Here is a 15,568-nt window from a genome sequence, read left to right as displayed (position 1 = left end):
TCTGCTGGAACCCCGAGCCGTAACAGGGGGAGCGAAACCTACATGAACAAGCGGGAACTCGTCGACGCCATCGCGGACCGGGTGGGCGACAAGAAGACGGCCACGGAGGCCGTGAACGCGATTCTCGAAGCCATTCAGAAGGCCGTCGCCAGCGGCGACAAGGTCTCGATCACGGGCTTCGGCGCGTTCGAGATGGTCCACAAGCCGCAGCGCACGGCCAGGAACCCGTCGACCGGCGCGGAGATCAAGGTCGCCGAAAGCTGGGGGCCGAAGTTCCGTCCAGGCTCGGACTTCAAGGAGCTGGTCAACGCCGGGGGCAAGAAGGCCGCCAAGAAGAAGTAAGTCAGTGTGGAGCGCCCGGACACCCGATGAGGGGGTCCGGGCGTTTTTCATTGGGACGGCGGGTCGTATTGGGCACGGCGGCCGGCTCAGCCGGGCACGGGGAATGTCGACAGCGTCACGTAGGTGATCTCGCCTCCGGAAACGACGAGATTGACCCGCTGCCCCGAACGCAGCAGCCGGAGCGGCCCCGCGTCGAACGCCCTGGTGCCGAACTCCAGCACGCTTCCGTCGTCGAGGAACACCGACCCCGAACGGGTCGCCGGATCGAAACTCCGCACGGTCGCCTGCACGAGCCCAGAGTAAATGGTTTGACCCTCGTGAAGGGATCCGGTCAGGATCACGATTCGTGCCCGTCGAGCAAAACGTGTGGCGTAACTCCGCCTTCCAGCGCTTGGTAGGCGCTGACGTCCTCAGCCAGTTCGGCACCCAGGTGACGCTGGTGGCGTTACCGCTCACCGCCCTGCTCGTGCTGAACGCGGGCCCGTTCCAGCTCGGCCTGCTCACCGCGGCGGAGATGGCGGCCTTCCTGGTCATCGGCCTGCCCGCCGGGGTGTGGGCCGACCGGATGCGCCGCCGCCCGATCCTGGTCGCGGCCGACGCCGTACGGGCGCTGGCGCTGCTCAGCGTTCCGCTGGCCGCCTTCGCGGGCGTGCTGACGCTCGTCCAGCTGTACGTGGTCGCGCTGGTCATCGGGATCGGAACGGTCTTCTTCGACGTCGCGCACATGAGCCTCCTGCCGTCGATCGTGCGCACGGACGACCTGTCCAGAGGGATCGGCACGCTGGAGACGCTGCGCAGCAGCGCGTGGCTGGCCGGCCCAGGGCTCGGCGGATGGCTGGTGCAGGTGCTCACCGCGCCCTTGGCGCTGCTGGCCGACGCGATCTCCTACGCCTGCTCGGCACTGATCCTGTCGACGATCGGGGCCGAGGAGAGCGCGGCACCCCAGGAACGGCGAGGGAGTCTCAGGACCGAGGTCGCCGAGGGGCTGAGGTACGTGCTCGGGCACCGCGTGCTGCGCCGCGTCGCCCTGGTGGGCGCGCTGAACATGCTGACCAACGGCCTGTGGGCCATCGTCCAGCCGCTGTTCCTGGTACGGGAGCTCGGCCTGGGCGCGGGGGTCTACGGCCTGATCGTCTCGGCCATGGGTGTGGGCGGTGTGCTGGGCGGCGCGATCGCCCCGAAGATCGTCGACAGGTACGGCAACGGCGGCGCCATGTACGGCGGCGCGCTCCTGGCCGGGCTGTTCCCGCTGATCGGCGGGTTCGCCGCCGAGGGGTGGCGCGTGCTGCTCTACCCGCTCGGCCTGTGCCTTTTGACGGCCGCCTCGGTCGTCTTCAACGTCGCCCAGGGCAGCTACCGCCAGGCCGTCACCCCCGACCACCTGCGCGGCAGGATGAACGCCAGCATGCGCTTCCTCATGTGGAGCGCGATGCCTGTAGGCGGCGTCCTCGGCGGACTGCTGGCCGAGCAGGTGAGCGTGGGCCCGCTCCTCTGGGTGGCCTGCCTCGGCTCGGCCGCGGCCCACCTGCCGGTCGTCGTGTCGCCGTGGATCAGGCGTCTGAGAGTCGAAGCCGCCTGACCACCTCGGCGGTGCGCGGGCCGAGCCCCAGCGCGATGGCCGCCCGCAGGTCGTCAGGGGTGTCCACGTCGCGCCTGACCGACTCGATCCCCTCCAGGGTCAGCTCCTTGGCGCCGCCGGCCAGATGTCTCGCCCTCGACTCGCCGCCGAACCGAGGGGTGAACGGCAGGCCGGGCCGTACGCCGTAGAAGGTCGTGCCGATGTCGAGCGCGTCGGGGACGAACGACTGGTCGAACTCGGCCGCCGCCTCCAGCACCGTGGCCAGCTCGGCGGCGCGCAGCGCGGGCAGGTCGGCCTGGAGCGCGCCGATCGCGTCGCCGGGAGCCAGCCGTACGGCATGGGCGGCCCCCGCGCGGAGCGCGGTGTTGAGACCCCGGTCAGGATCGGGGACGACCACGGCTCCCAGCTCGGCGAGGGGTCCCGCGGCCGCGGGGTCGGCCGTGACCACGATGACCCGGGCCACAGGGGCGCTCGCCAGCGCCGCGGAGAGCGTGTCACCGGCCACCGCGACCGCCAGGGCGGTCCTGTGCGGTCCCGTCGCCGCGGCCAGCCGGGTCTTGGCCGCTACCAGCGTCTTCACCGGGATGACGAGTGACCAGCGGATGCTCATAGGCTTAAGCATCTCGTCTCGACATCCCGCGCGGCCAACCGGGAGACTTGGGGCGCATGCCGTCTCTCTTGGAGGAGTTCATGAGCCGCCCCGGCCGACCATCGCGCTTCTGGGAGACGTTCGCCGTCGTGATCGTGAAGCCGCTCTCGTGGCTGCTTGTCAAGAAGGACTGGCGCAAGGGCGAGCTGATCCCCAAGACCGGCGGCATCATCATCGCGACCAACCATCTGTCATGGACCGATCCTGTCCTGCTGTCGCACTTCCTCTACAACAACGGCCGCTGGCCGATCATTCTCGCCAAGGCCGCCCTGTTCAGGGTGCCACTGCTGAAGGTCGCGGTGCGCTCGCTGCTGGCGATCCCCGTGGACAGGGGCACCAGTGAGGCGGCCAGGTCGCTGGAGATCTCCGAGCAGCGGCTCCGCGACGGAGGCGTGATCCTGTTCTATCCCGAGGGCACCGTCACGCGCGATCCCGGCCTGTGGCCCATGGTCGGCAAGACGGGCGCGGCCCGGCTGGCGCTGCAGACGGGCGCGACGGTGATCCCCGTGGCGCACTGGGGCGCGCACGAACTGTTGCCCTACGGGGAAAAGAAGCCGAGACTCTTTCCTCGCAAGACGTTCTCCGTGAGGGTCGGACCACCCGTCGACCTGTCGAAATACAAGGGGCAGCCGTTGCGAGGGTCGGTGCTGCACGAGGCGACCGCCGACATCATGGCCGCGATCACCGTTCAGCTCGCGGAAATCAGGGGAGAGAAAGCTCCTGAGACCCCTTACGACCCGGCGAGGCGGTGAAGCGGATGACCAAGGCCGCCGTGTTCGGCACCGGTTCGTGGGGCACCACGTTCGCCATGATCCTGGCGCGGGCCGGGGTGCGCACCACGCTGTGGGGCCGCAGGGCCGAGATCGTCGAGGCGATCGACAGCCGCCACGAGAACCCCGACTACCTGCCCGGCATCCTGCTGCCGGAGACGCTGCGCGCGACGACCGACCCGGCGAAGGCGCTCGACGGCGCGGACTTCGTGGTCCTCGGCGTCCCTTCGCAGACGCTCAGGCAGAACCTCACCCTGTGGAAGCCGTACCTGCCCGAAGAGGCCGTGCTGGTCAGCCTCATGAAGGGCATCGAACTCGGCACGACCAAGCGGATGAGCGAGGTCATCTGCGAGGTGGCCGAGGTGCCGCAGGAGCGGGTCGCGGTCGTGTCAGGTCCCAACCTGGTCGGTGAGATCGTCAGGGGTCAGCCCGCGGCGACGGTCGTGGCCTGCCCGGACGAGCGGACCCTCGAACGCCTGCAGGAGGCCTGCCACGTGCCGCCGTGGTTCCGTCCCTACACCAACCCCGACGTCGTGGGTGTCGAGCTGGGCGGCGCGGTCAAGAACGTGATCGCGCTGGCGGTGGGGGTGGCGGCGGGCATGGGCATGGGCGACAACGTCGGCGCCATGCTGATGACCCGCGGCCTCGCCGAGATCTCCCGTCTGGGCGCGGCGCTCGGCGCCGACCCGCACACCTTCGCGGGCCTGGCCGGGATGGGCGACCTGGTCGCCACCTGCACCTCGCCGCTGTCGCGCAACCGCACCTTCGGCGAGAACCTGGGCAAGGGCATGACGCTGGCCGAGGTCGTCGCGGTCACCAAGCAGACGGCCGAGGGCGTCAAGTCCTGCGAGTCGGTGCTCGAGCTGGCCAGAAAGCACGACGTGGAGATGCCGATCACCGAGGTGGTGGTGGGCGTCGTCCACGACGGCATGACCCCCGAGGAAGCAGGGGTGCTGCTCATGTCGCGCACCCCCAAGCCGGAGAGATACGGCGTGTGAGAGAGAACACCCGGTGCGTCCGCGCGCCCGCCGAGGGAGGATACGCCGCGGCGGTGGCGGCCCTCGAGGGCGCGGCCGCACCAGAGAACGTGGCGGGCAGGGCCTTCGCCACGGGCGACGCGGCCCTGGCCGCCGTCCTGCTGACGTTCCTGCGCGGCGGCGCGCACGTGATCGCCCCCGCTCCGGGGGCCGGCGTGATCGCCAACGTGCTCGGCAGGTTCGGCGTGAGCGCCGACTTCGTCGACACAGGCGAGCTGTCCTCCGTACGGCAGGCGATCCGGGGCAACACGAAGATCATCTACGTGGAGACGCTGTCGGACACCGCCGTGGCCGACCTGCGCGGGCTGTACCGCCTGGCCAGGGAGGCGGGGGCGATGCTCGTGGTCGACTCCACGCTGGCCACACCCGTCGTCTGCCGCCCGCTCGAACACGGCGCCGATTTGGTCCTCCACTCGACCGCCCCGCTCCTCGGCGATCGTGACGGCGGTGTCGTCGTCGGCCGGCACGACCTCATGCACAGGCTCACCGACGACCTCGGCGCGCCGCTCTCTGCCGCCGACGAGCGCGCGTTGCTCGGGGCGCTGGAGACGCTCACGCTGCGGGTAAGGCGCAGGTGCGCGACCGCCATGGAGTTCGTCGCCGCCGTGGCCAAGCATCCCGCCGTCGCGGCCGTCGGCTACCCGGGCCTTCCCCACCATCCGGGACACCGGCTGGGACGCCTGCTGTTCGACTCCGGCCCCGAGGGCACGCGATTCGGTTCGCGCGTGAGCATCACGCCACGCGGAGACGCCGACGACCTCGTCAAGTCGCTGAGGCTGATCGGCAACAGCACGACGGCCGTCAGGCGAGGGGCCGCGGTCCGCTTCACGATCGGGCTCGAGGACGTCGAGGATCTGGTCGCGGACGTGACACGAGCCCTTGACTCCCAAGCAGGGTAGATTCGGGCGACATGAGCAAGCCACGCGTCGCGGTCGTTTTCGGTGGTCGCAACTCTGAGCACGCCGTCTCCCTCATGGGGGCGGGCAGCGTGCTCGAGGTGATCGACAGGTCCAAGTACGAGGTGATCCCCATCGGGATCGCCCAGGACGGCCGGTGGGTGCTCGCGGCGAGCGACCAGCAGTTCGCGATCGAGGACGGCAAGCTGCCCGTCGTCGACACCTCGGGCGCCGAGCTCGCCCTGCCGTCCGGCGAGGCGGCGCTGGTCGCCTACGAGCAGGGCAGCATCCCCGTCGAGCTGGGCTCGGTCGACGTGGTCTTCCCCGTCATGCACGGCCCCTTCGCCGAGGACGGCACGATCCAGGGGCTGCTGGAGATGGCGGGAGTGCGTTACGTCGGCTCCGGCGTGCTGGCCAGCGCGGTCGGCATGGACAAGGGCTACATGAAGACCATCCTCGCCTCCGCCGGGCTGCCCATCGGCCGCTACGTGGTGGTGCGCGAGCGCGACTGGCGACTCGACAGGGACCGCGTGGTCAAGGAGGTCGAGGAGCTCGGCTGGCCCGTGTTCGTCAAGCCGGCTCGAGCGGGGTCGAGTCAGGGCATCTCCAAGGCGCACGACCTGGCGTCGCTGGAGGCGGCCATCGAGGTCGCCCAGGCGCACGACCCGAAGATCCTGGTCGAGGCGGCGATCGTGGGGCGCGAGATCGAGTGCGCGGTGCTGGAGTCGCTCGGCGACGAGCCGCCTGCCGCCTCCGTGCCGGGCGAGGTACTCGTGGAGGGCGGCCAGGAGTTCTTCGACTTCGAGGCGAAGTACTATCCGGACCAGATGTCGCTGGCCGTGCCGGCCGACATCCCTGCCGACAAGACCGAGGAACTGCGCGCGATGGCGGTGCGGGCCTTCGAGGCGCTGGGCTGCGAGGGGCTGTCGCGGGTCGACTTCTTCTACACGCCCGACGGGCGGCTGATCCTCAACGAGATCAACACGATGCCGGGCTTCACGTCGCTGTCGGTGGCGCCGCAGCTGTGGGCGGCCACGGGGCTCAGCTACGCGCAGCTGGTGGAGCGCCTCATCCAGCTCGCGCTCAGTCGCCGCGCCGGCCTCCGCTGAGCCGTACGGCGCGTCACCCGCGCGTCGTACGACCGCCGGCCGGTCCCCGAGGACTGACGAGTCAGCCGGTGGCCTTCTTGATCGGCTCGGCCAGGTCGATCAGCACGCTGGTCGCCTCGTGCGTCTTCGCGATCGTCACCTCGACGTAGGCCGTGTCCGTCACCGCCGTGAACAGGGTCGGCGCAGAGGGGTCGGCGAACCAGCCGACCCCGTCGAGCTCAGCCAGCTGGTCGGTGGCCGCCATCCTCGCGGGCCGGGGCACCCCGCACCGCAGCGCGATCTCCGCCGACCCCCACACCGCGACGTACGGCGATTCGGGCGTGGACGCCATGCGGCCCGCGCCGTCGACCTTCTGCGGCAGCAGGCCCGAGAGCTTCGTGCACGCCGCGACGGCCTCCCCCTCGGGGACGGGCGGTTCGACCTGCACGGCGCCGCCGCACCCGGCGAGGAGGAACAGCGCCAGGATGGCAACGCCTCGTTTCATATATGGACAATAGGGCACGTCAGCGTACGCGTTATGCCTTCCACGGCCTGGATCTGCGCGACGACCAGCTTGCCGAGTTCGTCCACGTTGCGGGCCTCGGCGCGCACGATCACGTCGTAGGGCCCCGTCACGTCCTCGGCCTGGGTGACCCCGGTGATGCCGGAGATCTCACGGGCCACCGCGGCGGCCTTGCCGACCTCGGTCTGGATAAGGATGTACGCCTGCACCATTACGTCCTCCCGGGCGATTGGATCAGCGCCGAAGGGCCACCGTACCCTGTGTGCCACCTCATGAGAAATGTGGGTTGTATTCATGCCATACGGTGGCTGGCGGTTTGGCGGGAATGTCTCTCATGAGCAGGAGGTGCGTCATCACAGTCGGAGATCTCGGCGAGTTCGGAGTTGTAGCGCGCATTGCGCGGCGCCTGCCACAGGGCGAGAGTGTGCTCCTCGGTCCCGGTGACGACGCCGCAGTGGTGAAAGCGCCCGACGGGCGCGTCGTGGTGACAACGGACTTGTTGATCGAGGGTAGGCACTTTCGTCGCGATTGGTCCAGCGCCTATGACGTAGGTAGGAAGGCTGCAGCACAGAATCTTTCCGATATCGCCGCGATGGGGGCGATTCCGACCACGCTCGTGGTGGGGCTCGGCATGCCGGCTGACGTTCCCGTGGAGTGGGTCGACGGGCTCGCCGACGGATTCAGGGACGAGTGCGCGCTGGTCGGGGCAAGCGTGGCCGGCGGTGACATCGCCGGCTCCGAGCTCGTGGTGATCGGTGTGACGGCCCTCGGCGATCTCGCTGGGCACGCGCCCGTCACCCGTTCGGGGGCGCGTCCCGGCCACGTGGTCGCCTACGCGGGACGGCTGGGCTACGCGGCGGCCGGGCTCGCCCTCCTGGGTGCCGGGATCGTTCCAGCCGACGGGCCGCTCCTGGAGGCCGTCGAGGCGCACAGGAGGCCGCGGCCGCCGTACGGGCAGGGGCCTGAGGCGGCGCGCCTGGGCGCCACGGCGATGCTGGACGTCAGCGACGGGCTGCTTCAGGACCTCGGGCACGTGGCCGAGGCGAGCGGAGTGGGCATCTCGCTGGATCCCGCCGCCTTCCCCGTCGGAGAACCGGTGGCGGCCGCCGCGAAGGAGCTCGGGACCGATCCGCTCGACTGGATTCTCACGGGTGGCGAAGATCACGCTCTGGCGGCGATCTACCCGCCAGAGGTACGGCTGCCGCCCCACTGGACCGTCGTCGGGCGGGTGAGCGACGGGGCGAATGTCAAGGTCAGCGGGCGCGCGACAGGGCCCGGTGGATGGGACCACTTCAGAGCGTGAAAGAGCCGTTCCGAGAAGATACCCCCGGGAAAGTTGTGACAAACGCGTATTAAAGATGTTATTAAGATGGGCGGCCCATGTATCCGGCAGGAAGGGCAGACATGGCCCGCCACGGCACCGGCGAACCAGAGAACGCGTGGAACCAGGGGGGACGCGACTCGGAAGACCCCCGGGAGGCGGACTTTCGCTCCTTCGACGACCCCATCGCCACGGGGGCCTTCATGGCGCCTGTGGCCGATCAGGCAGGGTGGCCCGCGCCGCCCGACCAGATCGACCAGCAGTTCCAGGCGGGCCCCTCGACGGGGGAGTGGGCCATGCCGCCGCAGCAGCCCGACGTCCCTGGCGGACCGGCCACGGGACCCATGTCGGCTCATGACGCTTTCGGCGGTCCCGTGTCCGCCTTCGGCGGCGGCCCTTCGGCCGGCGGACCCTCGCCCTTCGACGACCGGGGCACCGGTGGCCGGGGCTTCGAGGGGCGTCGCGGTTTCGACGACGGGGACTATGACGACGCCGCGTTCGGCGACCACGGCTTTCGCGACCCTGGCCACAGCGGCTCGGCCTTCGCCGGCTCCGGCCACGGTGGCCCGGCGCTCGGCGATCCCGGCCACGGCTCGGCGTTCGGCGATCCGGGTCACGGCGGCGCGGCGTTCGGCGATCCGGGTCACGGTGGCGCGGCGTTCGGCGATCCGGGTCACGGTGGCGCGGCGTTCGGCGATCCCGGCTTCGGAGAGCCCGCCGCGGGGCGCGGCCCAGGACATCAGGGCTACGGCGACGCCGCCTTCGGCGGGTCAGGGACAGGCGAGCCACCCTCCGGCGGGACGCCGTACGGCGGGCAGGGCTTCGACGACGCGGCCGGGCCCGCGATGGCGCCGACGGCTGTCCACAGCTCGCCCAACGACCGGCTCGTGGCCACAGGGCCGCCCAGGCAGCCCGTAGCCGCATGGGAAGAGGCCCCAGAACCCAACGAGACGGCCTTCCTCGGCTCGGCCGGATGGGGGGACGACAACGCCGGCTGGGACGACGATCCCGAGGACAAGTCGTCGCGCAGGCGACGCGGCAGGCGCCGTCCCGACGCCGAGACCCGCGAGCCGGGGCAGAAGGGGCGCGGCAAGATCGCGCTGCTGTCGGTCGCGGCCGTCGCCATCGTGCTCGGCGGCACCGTCGTCGGCGTGCGGATGGTGAGCTCTTCCGGCGAGGCGCCCAAGGCCGGCGCGGTGTCGTCCAGCAAGCCCGCTCCATCCGTCTCCGAGACCGCCGAACCCGAACCGGGCGTCGAGGTGAGCGAGCCGGCCACCGACGACGGCGCCGTCGCGGAGCCCACCGAGGAGCCGTCCGAGGAGCCGTCGGCCACCAAGGTCGTCTCCCGGCCCCGACCGACGGCCACCGCCGCCGAGCGGGAGCCCCGCCGTACCACCACGCCGCGGCCGACGACCCGGCCCACCAAGCCGCCGGTCATCGAGGACGGCGATCCCACCGAGGAGCCCACGCCGTCGGCCGACCCCTCCAACATGCAGGAGGCGGACGCCACCGGCCAGCCGGGTGTCCCCGACCCCGTCACCAGCTCCACCTCCGGCACCGGATCCGGCTCAGGCTCGACCGGCAGCGGCGGCGCCGCGGTGAACGTCACCTTCGACGTCGTCAGGCAGCGCCTGGCCGGTTACACCGCCGAGCTGCAGGTCGTGAACGAGTCGGCCCGAGCGCTGACCGACTGGACCGTCAGCGTCCCCGTGGTCGGCACCGTCTCCGCGGTGCAGGGCGCGCAGTGGATGCAGGACGGCGGCCTGCTGGTCATCCAGCCCGGCACGACGCTGGCGGCGGGCGAGTCCGTGCAGGTCACCTTCACCGCGCTGGGCCGCCCTGACAACCCCGAGTCCTGTGGCCTGGTCGGCGGGGAGTGCACGGTCGGCTGAGTGGTTGGATGGACGGCATGACCCCTCCTCGCGTACTCACCGTCGCCGGATCCGACTCCGGCGGCGGCGCCGGCATCCAGGCGGATCTCAAGACGATGCTGGCGCTCGGCGTCCACGGCATGAGCGTCATCGCCGCCGTGACCGCCCAGAACTCCATGGGCGTCCAGGGGTACTGGGAGCTGCCGCCCGAGGCGGTGCGCGCCCAGCTCGACTCGGTGCTGAGCGACATCGGCGCGCAGGCCATCAAGACCGGCATGCTCGCATCGCCGATCCTGGTCGAGACGGTGTCCGAGGCGCTCGCCGCTGCGGGGGCGCCCGTCGTCGTCGACCCCGTCGGGGTCTCCAAGCACGGCGACTCGCTGCTCGCTCCTGAGGCGGTCGGCACGCTCAAGACGCGGCTGCTGCCGATCGCCACGGTGGTCACGCCGAACCTGTGGGAGGTCGAGCAGCTCACCTCGGTCAAGGTGGAGGACGAGAGCGGCCTGCGCCGCGCCGCCGACTCCATCCTGGAGCTCGGCCCCACGTGGGCGCTCATCAAGGGCGGACACCTGCCTGGCGAACCCGTCGACCTGCTGACCGACGGCACCGAGGAGTACCGTTTCACCGCGCGGCGGCTGGACAACAGGCACACCCACGGCACGGGCTGCACGCTCGCCTCGGCCATCGCCTCCCGCCTCGCGTACGGCGACGACGTGCCGACGGCTGTGGGCAGGGCCAAGGAGTACGTCACGGGCGCGATCGGCCGCGGCTTCCCTCTGGGCGACGGCATCGGCCCCGTCGACCACGCGTGGATGTGGCGCTCCTGAGCCTTCTGGCCCCTCCGGACCTCGGCTCAGCCGCTCTCGCGGGCCGGGAGGCAGGCGTGCTGCCGCTTCCGCCCCTCGCCGGGCTCCTCCAGTACTCACCGGGCTCCTCCAGTAGTCGTGCGGTGACGACCAGCCCGGCCTTGGCTCGGCGACGCGATCGGGCGCCAGCGGATGGACTCCGACGGACACCGGAACGTAGCCCGATGATCCCGGGAACGCCGAAAGCCCGGCGCTCAACCGAGCGCCGGGCTTTCGGAAAGTCGTGAAGACTAGCGGGCGACCTTGCCGGCCTTGATGCACGAGGTGCACACGTTCAGCTTCTTCGGCGTACCGCCCACGACCGCGCGAACCGTCTGGATGTTGGGGTTCCAACGACGACGGGTGCGACGGTGGGAGTGGGACACGTTGTTACCAAAGGTCGGGCCCTTGCGGCAGACATCGCAGACGGAAGCCACGGTATCGCTCCTTTTCAGTCGATAAGCCCAATCCGCATTGGTGTTTCGGGCGGAGGGCATGCCGGGGACAACCGGCCAGCCAGACGAGGATATCCGATCCGCACCCCTGACCGCGAACTCGCGCGGCGGCAAGTGGATGTTGGGGATATTCTCCGCAAGAAACGCTAGCGCATCGGGGCCGCGAGGGAGCACATATGGAGGTTCTCGACCCGCCCGCGGTACGCCGCTGGGTCAGGCTGGCCGCCGACGCGCTGGGGACGGCGAGGGCGGACATCGACGCGCTCAACGTCTTCCCTGTGGCCGACGGCGACACGGGCACCAACCTGCACCTCACCATGATCTCGGCGGCCGAGGCGGTCGAGGCGCTGCCGGAGGACGTGGGGGCGGCCGTGGTGTGGCAGACCCTGGCGTACGGCGCGCTGGTCGGCGCGAGGGGCAACTCGGGCGTGATCGTCAGCCAGGCGCTCAGGGGCATGGCCGAGGTGCTGAAGGAGCGCGAAGGCACCGCCACCGACCTGAGGGAGGGGCTCGCGAAGGCCGCCCTGCTGGCCAGGGGCGCGGTGGCCAGGCCGGTCGAGGGGACCGTGCTGAGCGTGCTGGAGGCGGTCGCCGCGGGCGCCGGCGAAGGCGATCTCGACGCGACCGCGCGCGAGGCGGCCGCGGAGGCGAGGGCGGCGCTCCGCCGTACTCCCGACCAGCTGGACGTGCTGGCCCGCAGCGGGGTGGTCGACGCGGGCGGCGCGGGCGTGGCGATCATCATGGAGGCGCTCGCCGAGGTCGTCACCGACTCCTACACCCAGCGTTACGACGTTCCTGCGCCGAGCAGGCGGGTCGCGCCGATGACCGAGTCGGGCGCCGGCTACGAGGTGATGTACCTGCTCGACGCCGAGGACGAGGCGGTCGGCAAGCTGCGCGCCGAGCTGGACACGCTCGGCGACTCGCTGGTGGTGGTCGGCGGCGACGGGCTCTGGAACGTGCACGTCCACGTCGACGAGGCGGGTCAGGCGATCGAGGCGGCGCTGCGCGTGGGCAGGCCGCACCGGATCAGGGTCACCTACCTGGCCGCGCCCGCCCGCACGCACCGGGCGGCAGGCGGCAGGGGAGTGGTGGCGGTGGCCGCGGGCGACGGGATCGCGGCGCTGTTCGAGGAGTGCGGGGCCGTCGTCGTACGGCGGGAGCCCGGCTCGACCCCCTCCCTGCCCGCGATGCTGGCGGCGATCCGCGAGTCGGGCAGCGAGGTGGCTGTCCTGCCGAACGACGAGGGCGTCCGCGCGGTCGCCGTCGCGGCGGCGGAGATCGCGCGCGAGGACGGCGTGGTCGTCAGCGTGCTGCCGACCAAGGCGACCGTGCAGGGTCTCGCGGCGCTGGCCGTCCACGATCCGCTGCGCCGTTTCGACGACGACGTGGTGGCCATGACGGACGCGGCGGGGCACACCCGCTACGGGCACGTGACCGTCGCCGACAGGCAGGTGCTCACCAGCGCGGGACTGAGCAGGCCGGGTGATGTGCTCGGCATGATCGACGGCGACGTCGCCGTCATCGGCGACACGCTGCCCGAGGTCGCGGTGCTGATCGTCGACAGGATGGTGGCGGGCGGCGGCGAGCTGGTCACGCTGGTCACGGGGACCGGCGCGCCCGAAGGGCTCGCGCAGGCCGTGACGGAGTTCCTGGCGCGGACGAGGCCCGACGTGGAGGTCGTCGTCTACGAGGGAGAGCAGGGCGGTTACCCGCTGCTCATCGGTGTCGAGTGATTCCTGTCGGTCGCAGGCGGTAGAACTGGTTGACGTGAGTCGATTCGACGAGCCGCTGTCCAAGGCGCTCGATCCCAAGACCGCCAAGCTGCTGCAGAGCGTCCTGGAGCTGGAGACGGTCGGCGACCTGCTGCGCCACTACCCGCGCCGTTACGCCGAGCGGGGCGAGCTCACCTCGCTCGACGCGCTGGAGGTCGACGAGCACGTCACCGTGGTCGGCGAGGTCACGCGGCTGATGCGCAAGCCGATGCGCAACAGGGGCGGCACCTGGCTCGAGGTCGAGGTCGTCGACGGCACCGGCAAGAAGATCTACCTGTCGTTCTTCGGCAAGGGCTCCCACGTGGCCGAGTCGCGGCTGAAGACGGGGCGGCGCGGCATGTTCGCCGGCAAGGTCGGCCTGTTCGGCGCCCGCGGCACCCCGCGCTGGCAGCTCAGCCACCCCGAGTTCGAGCTGTTCGAGGACGAGGGCGAGGAGGGCGCGGAGGAGTTCGCCGCCGCGCCTGTGCCGATCTATCCAGCGGGCAAGGACGTCACCCCGTGGGCGATCCGCAGGGCGGTGGGAGTCATCCTCGACACGCTGGGCCCGCTCGACGACCCGCTGCCGCTGGAGCTGCGCCGCAGGCACAAGCTGCCCGACCTGGCCGACGCGCTGGTTTCGATCCACCGGCCGAAGGACTTCGGCGACGTGGTGCGGGCCCAGAAGCGGCTGAAGTTCGACGAGGCGTTCGTGCTGCAGTCCGTCCTGCTCCAGCGCAGGCAGGCGGCGGTCGCGTGGCCGGCCAAGGCCCGTCCTCCGATGGCGGACGGCCTGCTGGCGGCCTTCGACGAGCGGCTGCCGTTCTCGCTGACGGAGGGGCAGGCGGCGGTCGGCGAGGAGATCGCCGCCGACCTGTCCCTGGCGCACCCGATGCATCGGCTGCTGCAGGGCGAGGTCGGTGCGGGCAAGACGGTCGTGGCGCTGCGCGCGATGCTGCAGGTCGTCGACGCGGGCGGCCAGGCGGTGCTGCTCGCGCCCACCGAGGTCCTGGCCCAGCAGCACCACCGATCGATCACCGCGATGCTGGGCGACCTGGCGGCGGGCGGCATGTTCGGCGGCACCGCCGTGGGGCTGCTCACCGGCTCCATGGGCACGGCCGCGCGCCGCGCCGCCCTCCTCGACGCCGCCTCGGGTACGGCCGGCATCGTGGTCGGCACCCACGCCCTGCTCCAGGAGCACGTGCAGTTCGCCGACCTCGGCCTGGTCGTCGTCGACGAGCAGCACAGGTTCGGCGTCGAGCAGCGTGACGCGCTGCGCGAGAAGGTCGCGGGCGGCAGGCCCCACGTGCTGGTCATGACGGCCACCCCGATCCCGCGCACGGTCGCCATGACGGTCTTCGGCGACCTGGAGGTCTCGACGCTCTCGCAGCTGCCGTCCGGCCGCGCGCCGATCACCTCCCACGTCGTTCCCGCCGCCGAGAAGCCCCACTACCTGGAGCGCACGTGGGAGCGCGTGCGCGAGGAGGTGGGCCTGGGCCGCCAGGCCTACATCGTGTGCCCGCGCATCGGCGAGCTGGAGGGCGACGAGGGCGACCTGACCGCCTCCGACGACGACAAGCGTCCGCCGCTCGCGGTGCTGGAGGTGGCCGAGATGCTCGCCTCGGGGCCGCTCCGCGGCCTGCGGGTCGAGGTGCTGCACGGCAAGCTCCCGCCCGAGGAGAAGGACGCGATCATGCGGGCCTTCTCGCGCGGCGAGGTCGACGTCCTGGTGGCGACGACGGTGATCGAGGTCGGCGTCGACGTCCCCAACTCCTCCGTCATGATCATCATGGACGCCGACAGGTTCGGAGTCTCCCAGCTCCACCAGCTCAGGGGCCGCGTCGGGCGAGGCGGGCTGCCGGGGCTGTGCCTGCTCGTGACGGAGTTCGCGGCGGGCACGCCCGCGCGGGAGCGCCTCGAGGCGGTGGCCTCGACGCTCGACGGGTTCGAGCTGTCGCGCGTCGACCTGGAGCAGCGGCGGGAGGGCGACGTGCTGGGCGCGGCGCAGTCGGGCAAGCGGTCGTCGCTGAAGATGCTGCAGCTGCTCAGGGACGAGGACGTGATCGTCTCGGCCAGGGAGGAGGCGGCCGCGCTGCTGGCGGCCGACCCTTCGCTGTCGTCCCACGAGGGGCTGCGCGCGGAGATCGACCGGCTGCTGGGCGACGAGAAGGCCGACTACCTGGAGAAGACCTGACGACCGAGCACGAGATCCAGGGGAGGCGGGCCGAGCCGCTCGAAGGCGGGAGCCGAAGGAAGGCGGTCGGCGAGCGCGGCGGCGCGCCGGTGAGCCGGAGTGGCGTGAAGGAAGGACGGTGACCGGTGACCACGGTGGCCGTGGCCCGGCGTCGCCGTACACGATGACCCCCAAAGTCGCCCAGCGCCGGGGACGGCCTCCCCCCGAATGCCGTCCCCGGCTGGGCCCACCCTCGGGTCAGGTGCCGAGG

The 15,568-nt window shown here is 71.4% G+C and carries 16 protein-coding genes; 11 read left to right on the top strand and 5 right to left on the bottom strand.

Translation table 11 applies throughout. The features are described 5' to 3' along the window. Positions 1 to 42: 42 nt before the first annotated feature. Positions 43 to 342: an HU family DNA-binding protein gene (locus ACFSKW_RS31275; RefSeq protein WP_358126422.1), complete on the top strand. Its 300-nt coding sequence runs from the start codon at positions 43 to 45 to the stop codon at positions 340 to 342. Between the two features lie 86 nt (positions 343 to 428). On the opposite strand, the gene ACFSKW_RS31270 is transcribed toward ACFSKW_RS31275, so the two are convergent. After that, complete coding sequence (locus ACFSKW_RS31270) at positions 429 to 632, bottom strand: hypothetical protein (protein ID WP_379576065.1); 204 nt, start codon at positions 630 to 632, stop codon at positions 429 to 431. Between the two features lie 56 nt (positions 633 to 688). Here ACFSKW_RS31270 and ACFSKW_RS31265 point away from each other — a divergent pair, with 56 nt between their 5' ends. After that, entirely contained in the window at positions 689 to 1,921 is a 1,233-nt protein-coding gene (locus tag ACFSKW_RS31265) for an MFS transporter (RefSeq protein WP_379576064.1), read from the top strand. Here the strand turns inward: ACFSKW_RS31265 and cofC are convergent. After that, positions 1,893 to 2,531: a 2-phospho-L-lactate guanylyltransferase gene (gene cofC, locus ACFSKW_RS31260; RefSeq protein ID WP_379576063.1), complete on the bottom strand. Its 639-nt coding sequence runs from the start codon at positions 2,529 to 2,531 to the stop codon at positions 1,893 to 1,895. The two genes, ACFSKW_RS31265 and cofC, sit on opposite strands and share 29 nt — an antisense overlap. Before the next feature lie 56 nt (positions 2,532 to 2,587). Here cofC and ACFSKW_RS31255 point away from each other — a divergent pair, with 56 nt between their 5' ends. Genes ACFSKW_RS31255 through ACFSKW_RS31240 form a run of 4 tightly spaced genes read left to right on the top strand, consistent with a single transcriptional unit; the run spans position 2,588 to position 6,382 of the window. Then, entirely contained in the window at positions 2,588 to 3,322 is a 735-nt protein-coding gene (locus ACFSKW_RS31255; RefSeq protein WP_379576062.1) for a lysophospholipid acyltransferase family protein, read from the top strand. A gap of 5 nt (positions 3,323 to 3,327) precedes the next feature. Beyond that, complete coding sequence (locus tag ACFSKW_RS31250) at positions 3,328 to 4,338, top strand: NAD(P)H-dependent glycerol-3-phosphate dehydrogenase (protein WP_379576061.1); 1,011 nt, start codon at positions 3,328 to 3,330, stop codon at positions 4,336 to 4,338. Beyond that, the gene (locus tag ACFSKW_RS31245) at positions 4,335 to 5,276 is read left to right on the top strand and encodes a PLP-dependent transferase (RefSeq protein ID WP_379576060.1); all 942 of its coding nucleotides are present in this window, start codon (positions 4,335 to 4,337) and stop codon (positions 5,274 to 5,276) included. Before ACFSKW_RS31250 ends, ACFSKW_RS31245 begins: the two co-directional genes overlap by 4 nt. Before the next feature lie 11 nt (positions 5,277 to 5,287). Further along, entirely contained in the window at positions 5,288 to 6,382 is a 1,095-nt protein-coding gene (locus tag ACFSKW_RS31240) for a D-alanine--D-alanine ligase family protein (RefSeq protein WP_379576059.1), read from the top strand. A gap of 61 nt (positions 6,383 to 6,443) precedes the next feature. On the opposite strand, the gene ACFSKW_RS31235 is transcribed toward ACFSKW_RS31240, so the two are convergent. Next, complete coding sequence (locus tag ACFSKW_RS31235; protein WP_379576058.1) at positions 6,444 to 6,866, bottom strand: DUF3515 family protein; 423 nt, start codon at positions 6,864 to 6,866, stop codon at positions 6,444 to 6,446. Then, complete coding sequence (locus tag ACFSKW_RS31230; protein ID WP_354909576.1) at positions 6,863 to 7,096, bottom strand: Lrp/AsnC family transcriptional regulator; 234 nt, start codon at positions 7,094 to 7,096, stop codon at positions 6,863 to 6,865. The genes ACFSKW_RS31235 and ACFSKW_RS31230 overlap by 4 nt, the downstream gene beginning before the upstream one ends. Before the next feature lie 122 nt (positions 7,097 to 7,218). Between ACFSKW_RS31230 and ACFSKW_RS31225 the strand changes: the two genes are divergently transcribed. The 3 genes from ACFSKW_RS31225 (at position 7,219) to thiD (ending at position 10,903) form a co-directional block, all read left to right on the top strand. Further along, entirely contained in the window at positions 7,219 to 8,187 is a 969-nt protein-coding gene (locus ACFSKW_RS31225; protein WP_379576057.1) for a thiamine-phosphate kinase, read from the top strand. A gap of 101 nt (positions 8,188 to 8,288) precedes the next feature. Then, on the top strand, positions 8,289 to 10,097 hold the full coding sequence (locus ACFSKW_RS31220) for a hypothetical protein (protein ID WP_379576056.1): 1,809 nt from the start codon (positions 8,289 to 8,291) through the stop codon (positions 10,095 to 10,097). A 17-nt stretch (positions 10,098 to 10,114) separates the two neighbouring features. After that, positions 10,115 to 10,903 (top strand): bifunctional hydroxymethylpyrimidine kinase/phosphomethylpyrimidine kinase, encoded by a 789-nt coding sequence (thiD, locus tag ACFSKW_RS31215; protein WP_379576055.1) that lies wholly within the window; start codon positions 10,115 to 10,117, stop codon positions 10,901 to 10,903. Between the two features lie 269 nt (positions 10,904 to 11,172). On the opposite strand, the gene rpmB is transcribed toward thiD, so the two are convergent. Then, complete coding sequence (gene rpmB / locus ACFSKW_RS31210) at positions 11,173 to 11,358, bottom strand: 50S ribosomal protein L28 (protein WP_354909561.1); 186 nt, start codon at positions 11,356 to 11,358, stop codon at positions 11,173 to 11,175. A 194-nt stretch (positions 11,359 to 11,552) separates the two neighbouring features. Here rpmB and ACFSKW_RS31205 point away from each other — a divergent pair, with 194 nt between their 5' ends. Both ACFSKW_RS31205 and recG read left to right on the top strand, forming a co-directional pair. Then, positions 11,553 to 13,109: a DAK2 domain-containing protein gene (locus ACFSKW_RS31205; protein WP_379576054.1), complete on the top strand. Its 1,557-nt coding sequence runs from the start codon at positions 11,553 to 11,555 to the stop codon at positions 13,107 to 13,109. Positions 13,110 to 13,143: 34 nt separating this feature from the next. Next, the gene (recG, locus tag ACFSKW_RS31200; RefSeq protein WP_379576053.1) at positions 13,144 to 15,318 is read left to right on the top strand and encodes an ATP-dependent DNA helicase RecG; all 2,175 of its coding nucleotides are present in this window, start codon (positions 13,144 to 13,146) and stop codon (positions 15,316 to 15,318) included. Positions 15,319 to 15,568: the final 250 nt, after the last annotated feature.

Source organism: Nonomuraea mangrovi (genome assembly GCF_042681425.1).
GTDB classification, from domain to species: Bacteria; Actinomycetota; Actinomycetes; order Streptosporangiales; family Streptosporangiaceae; genus Nonomuraea; species Nonomuraea mangrovi.
Note: the sequence above shows the minus strand (reverse complement) of the source record. Positions and strands in the feature narration are given on the sequence as shown.

Excerpts from the sequence above, each read along its gene's own strand:
- ACFSKW_RS31275 (WP_358126422.1), top strand. The coding sequence starts at position 43 with ATGAACAAGCGGGAACTCGTCGACGCCATCGCGGACCGGGTGGGCGAC.
- cofC (WP_379576063.1), bottom strand. The coding sequence starts at position 2,531 with ATGAGCATCCGCTGGTCACTCGTCATCCCGGTGAAGACGCTGGTAGCG.
- ACFSKW_RS31255 (WP_379576062.1), top strand. The coding sequence starts at position 2,588 with ATGCCGTCTCTCTTGGAGGAGTTCATGAGCCGCCCCGGCCGACCATCG.
- ACFSKW_RS31250 (WP_379576061.1), top strand. The coding sequence starts at position 3,328 with ATGACCAAGGCCGCCGTGTTCGGCACCGGTTCGTGGGGCACCACGTTC.
- ACFSKW_RS31240 (WP_379576059.1), top strand. The coding sequence starts at position 5,288 with ATGAGCAAGCCACGCGTCGCGGTCGTTTTCGGTGGTCGCAACTCTGAG.
- ACFSKW_RS31235 (WP_379576058.1), bottom strand. The coding sequence starts at position 6,866 with ATGAAACGAGGCGTTGCCATCCTGGCGCTGTTCCTCCTCGCCGGGTGC.
- ACFSKW_RS31230 (WP_354909576.1), bottom strand. The coding sequence starts at position 7,096 with ATGGTGCAGGCGTACATCCTTATCCAGACCGAGGTCGGCAAGGCCGCC.
- ACFSKW_RS31225 (WP_379576057.1), top strand. The coding sequence starts at position 7,219 with ATGAGCAGGAGGTGCGTCATCACAGTCGGAGATCTCGGCGAGTTCGGA.
- ACFSKW_RS31220 (WP_379576056.1), top strand. The coding sequence starts at position 8,289 with ATGGCCCGCCACGGCACCGGCGAACCAGAGAACGCGTGGAACCAGGGG.
- thiD (WP_379576055.1), top strand. The coding sequence starts at position 10,115 with ATGACCCCTCCTCGCGTACTCACCGTCGCCGGATCCGACTCCGGCGGC.
- ACFSKW_RS31205 (WP_379576054.1), top strand. The coding sequence starts at position 11,553 with ATGGAGGTTCTCGACCCGCCCGCGGTACGCCGCTGGGTCAGGCTGGCC.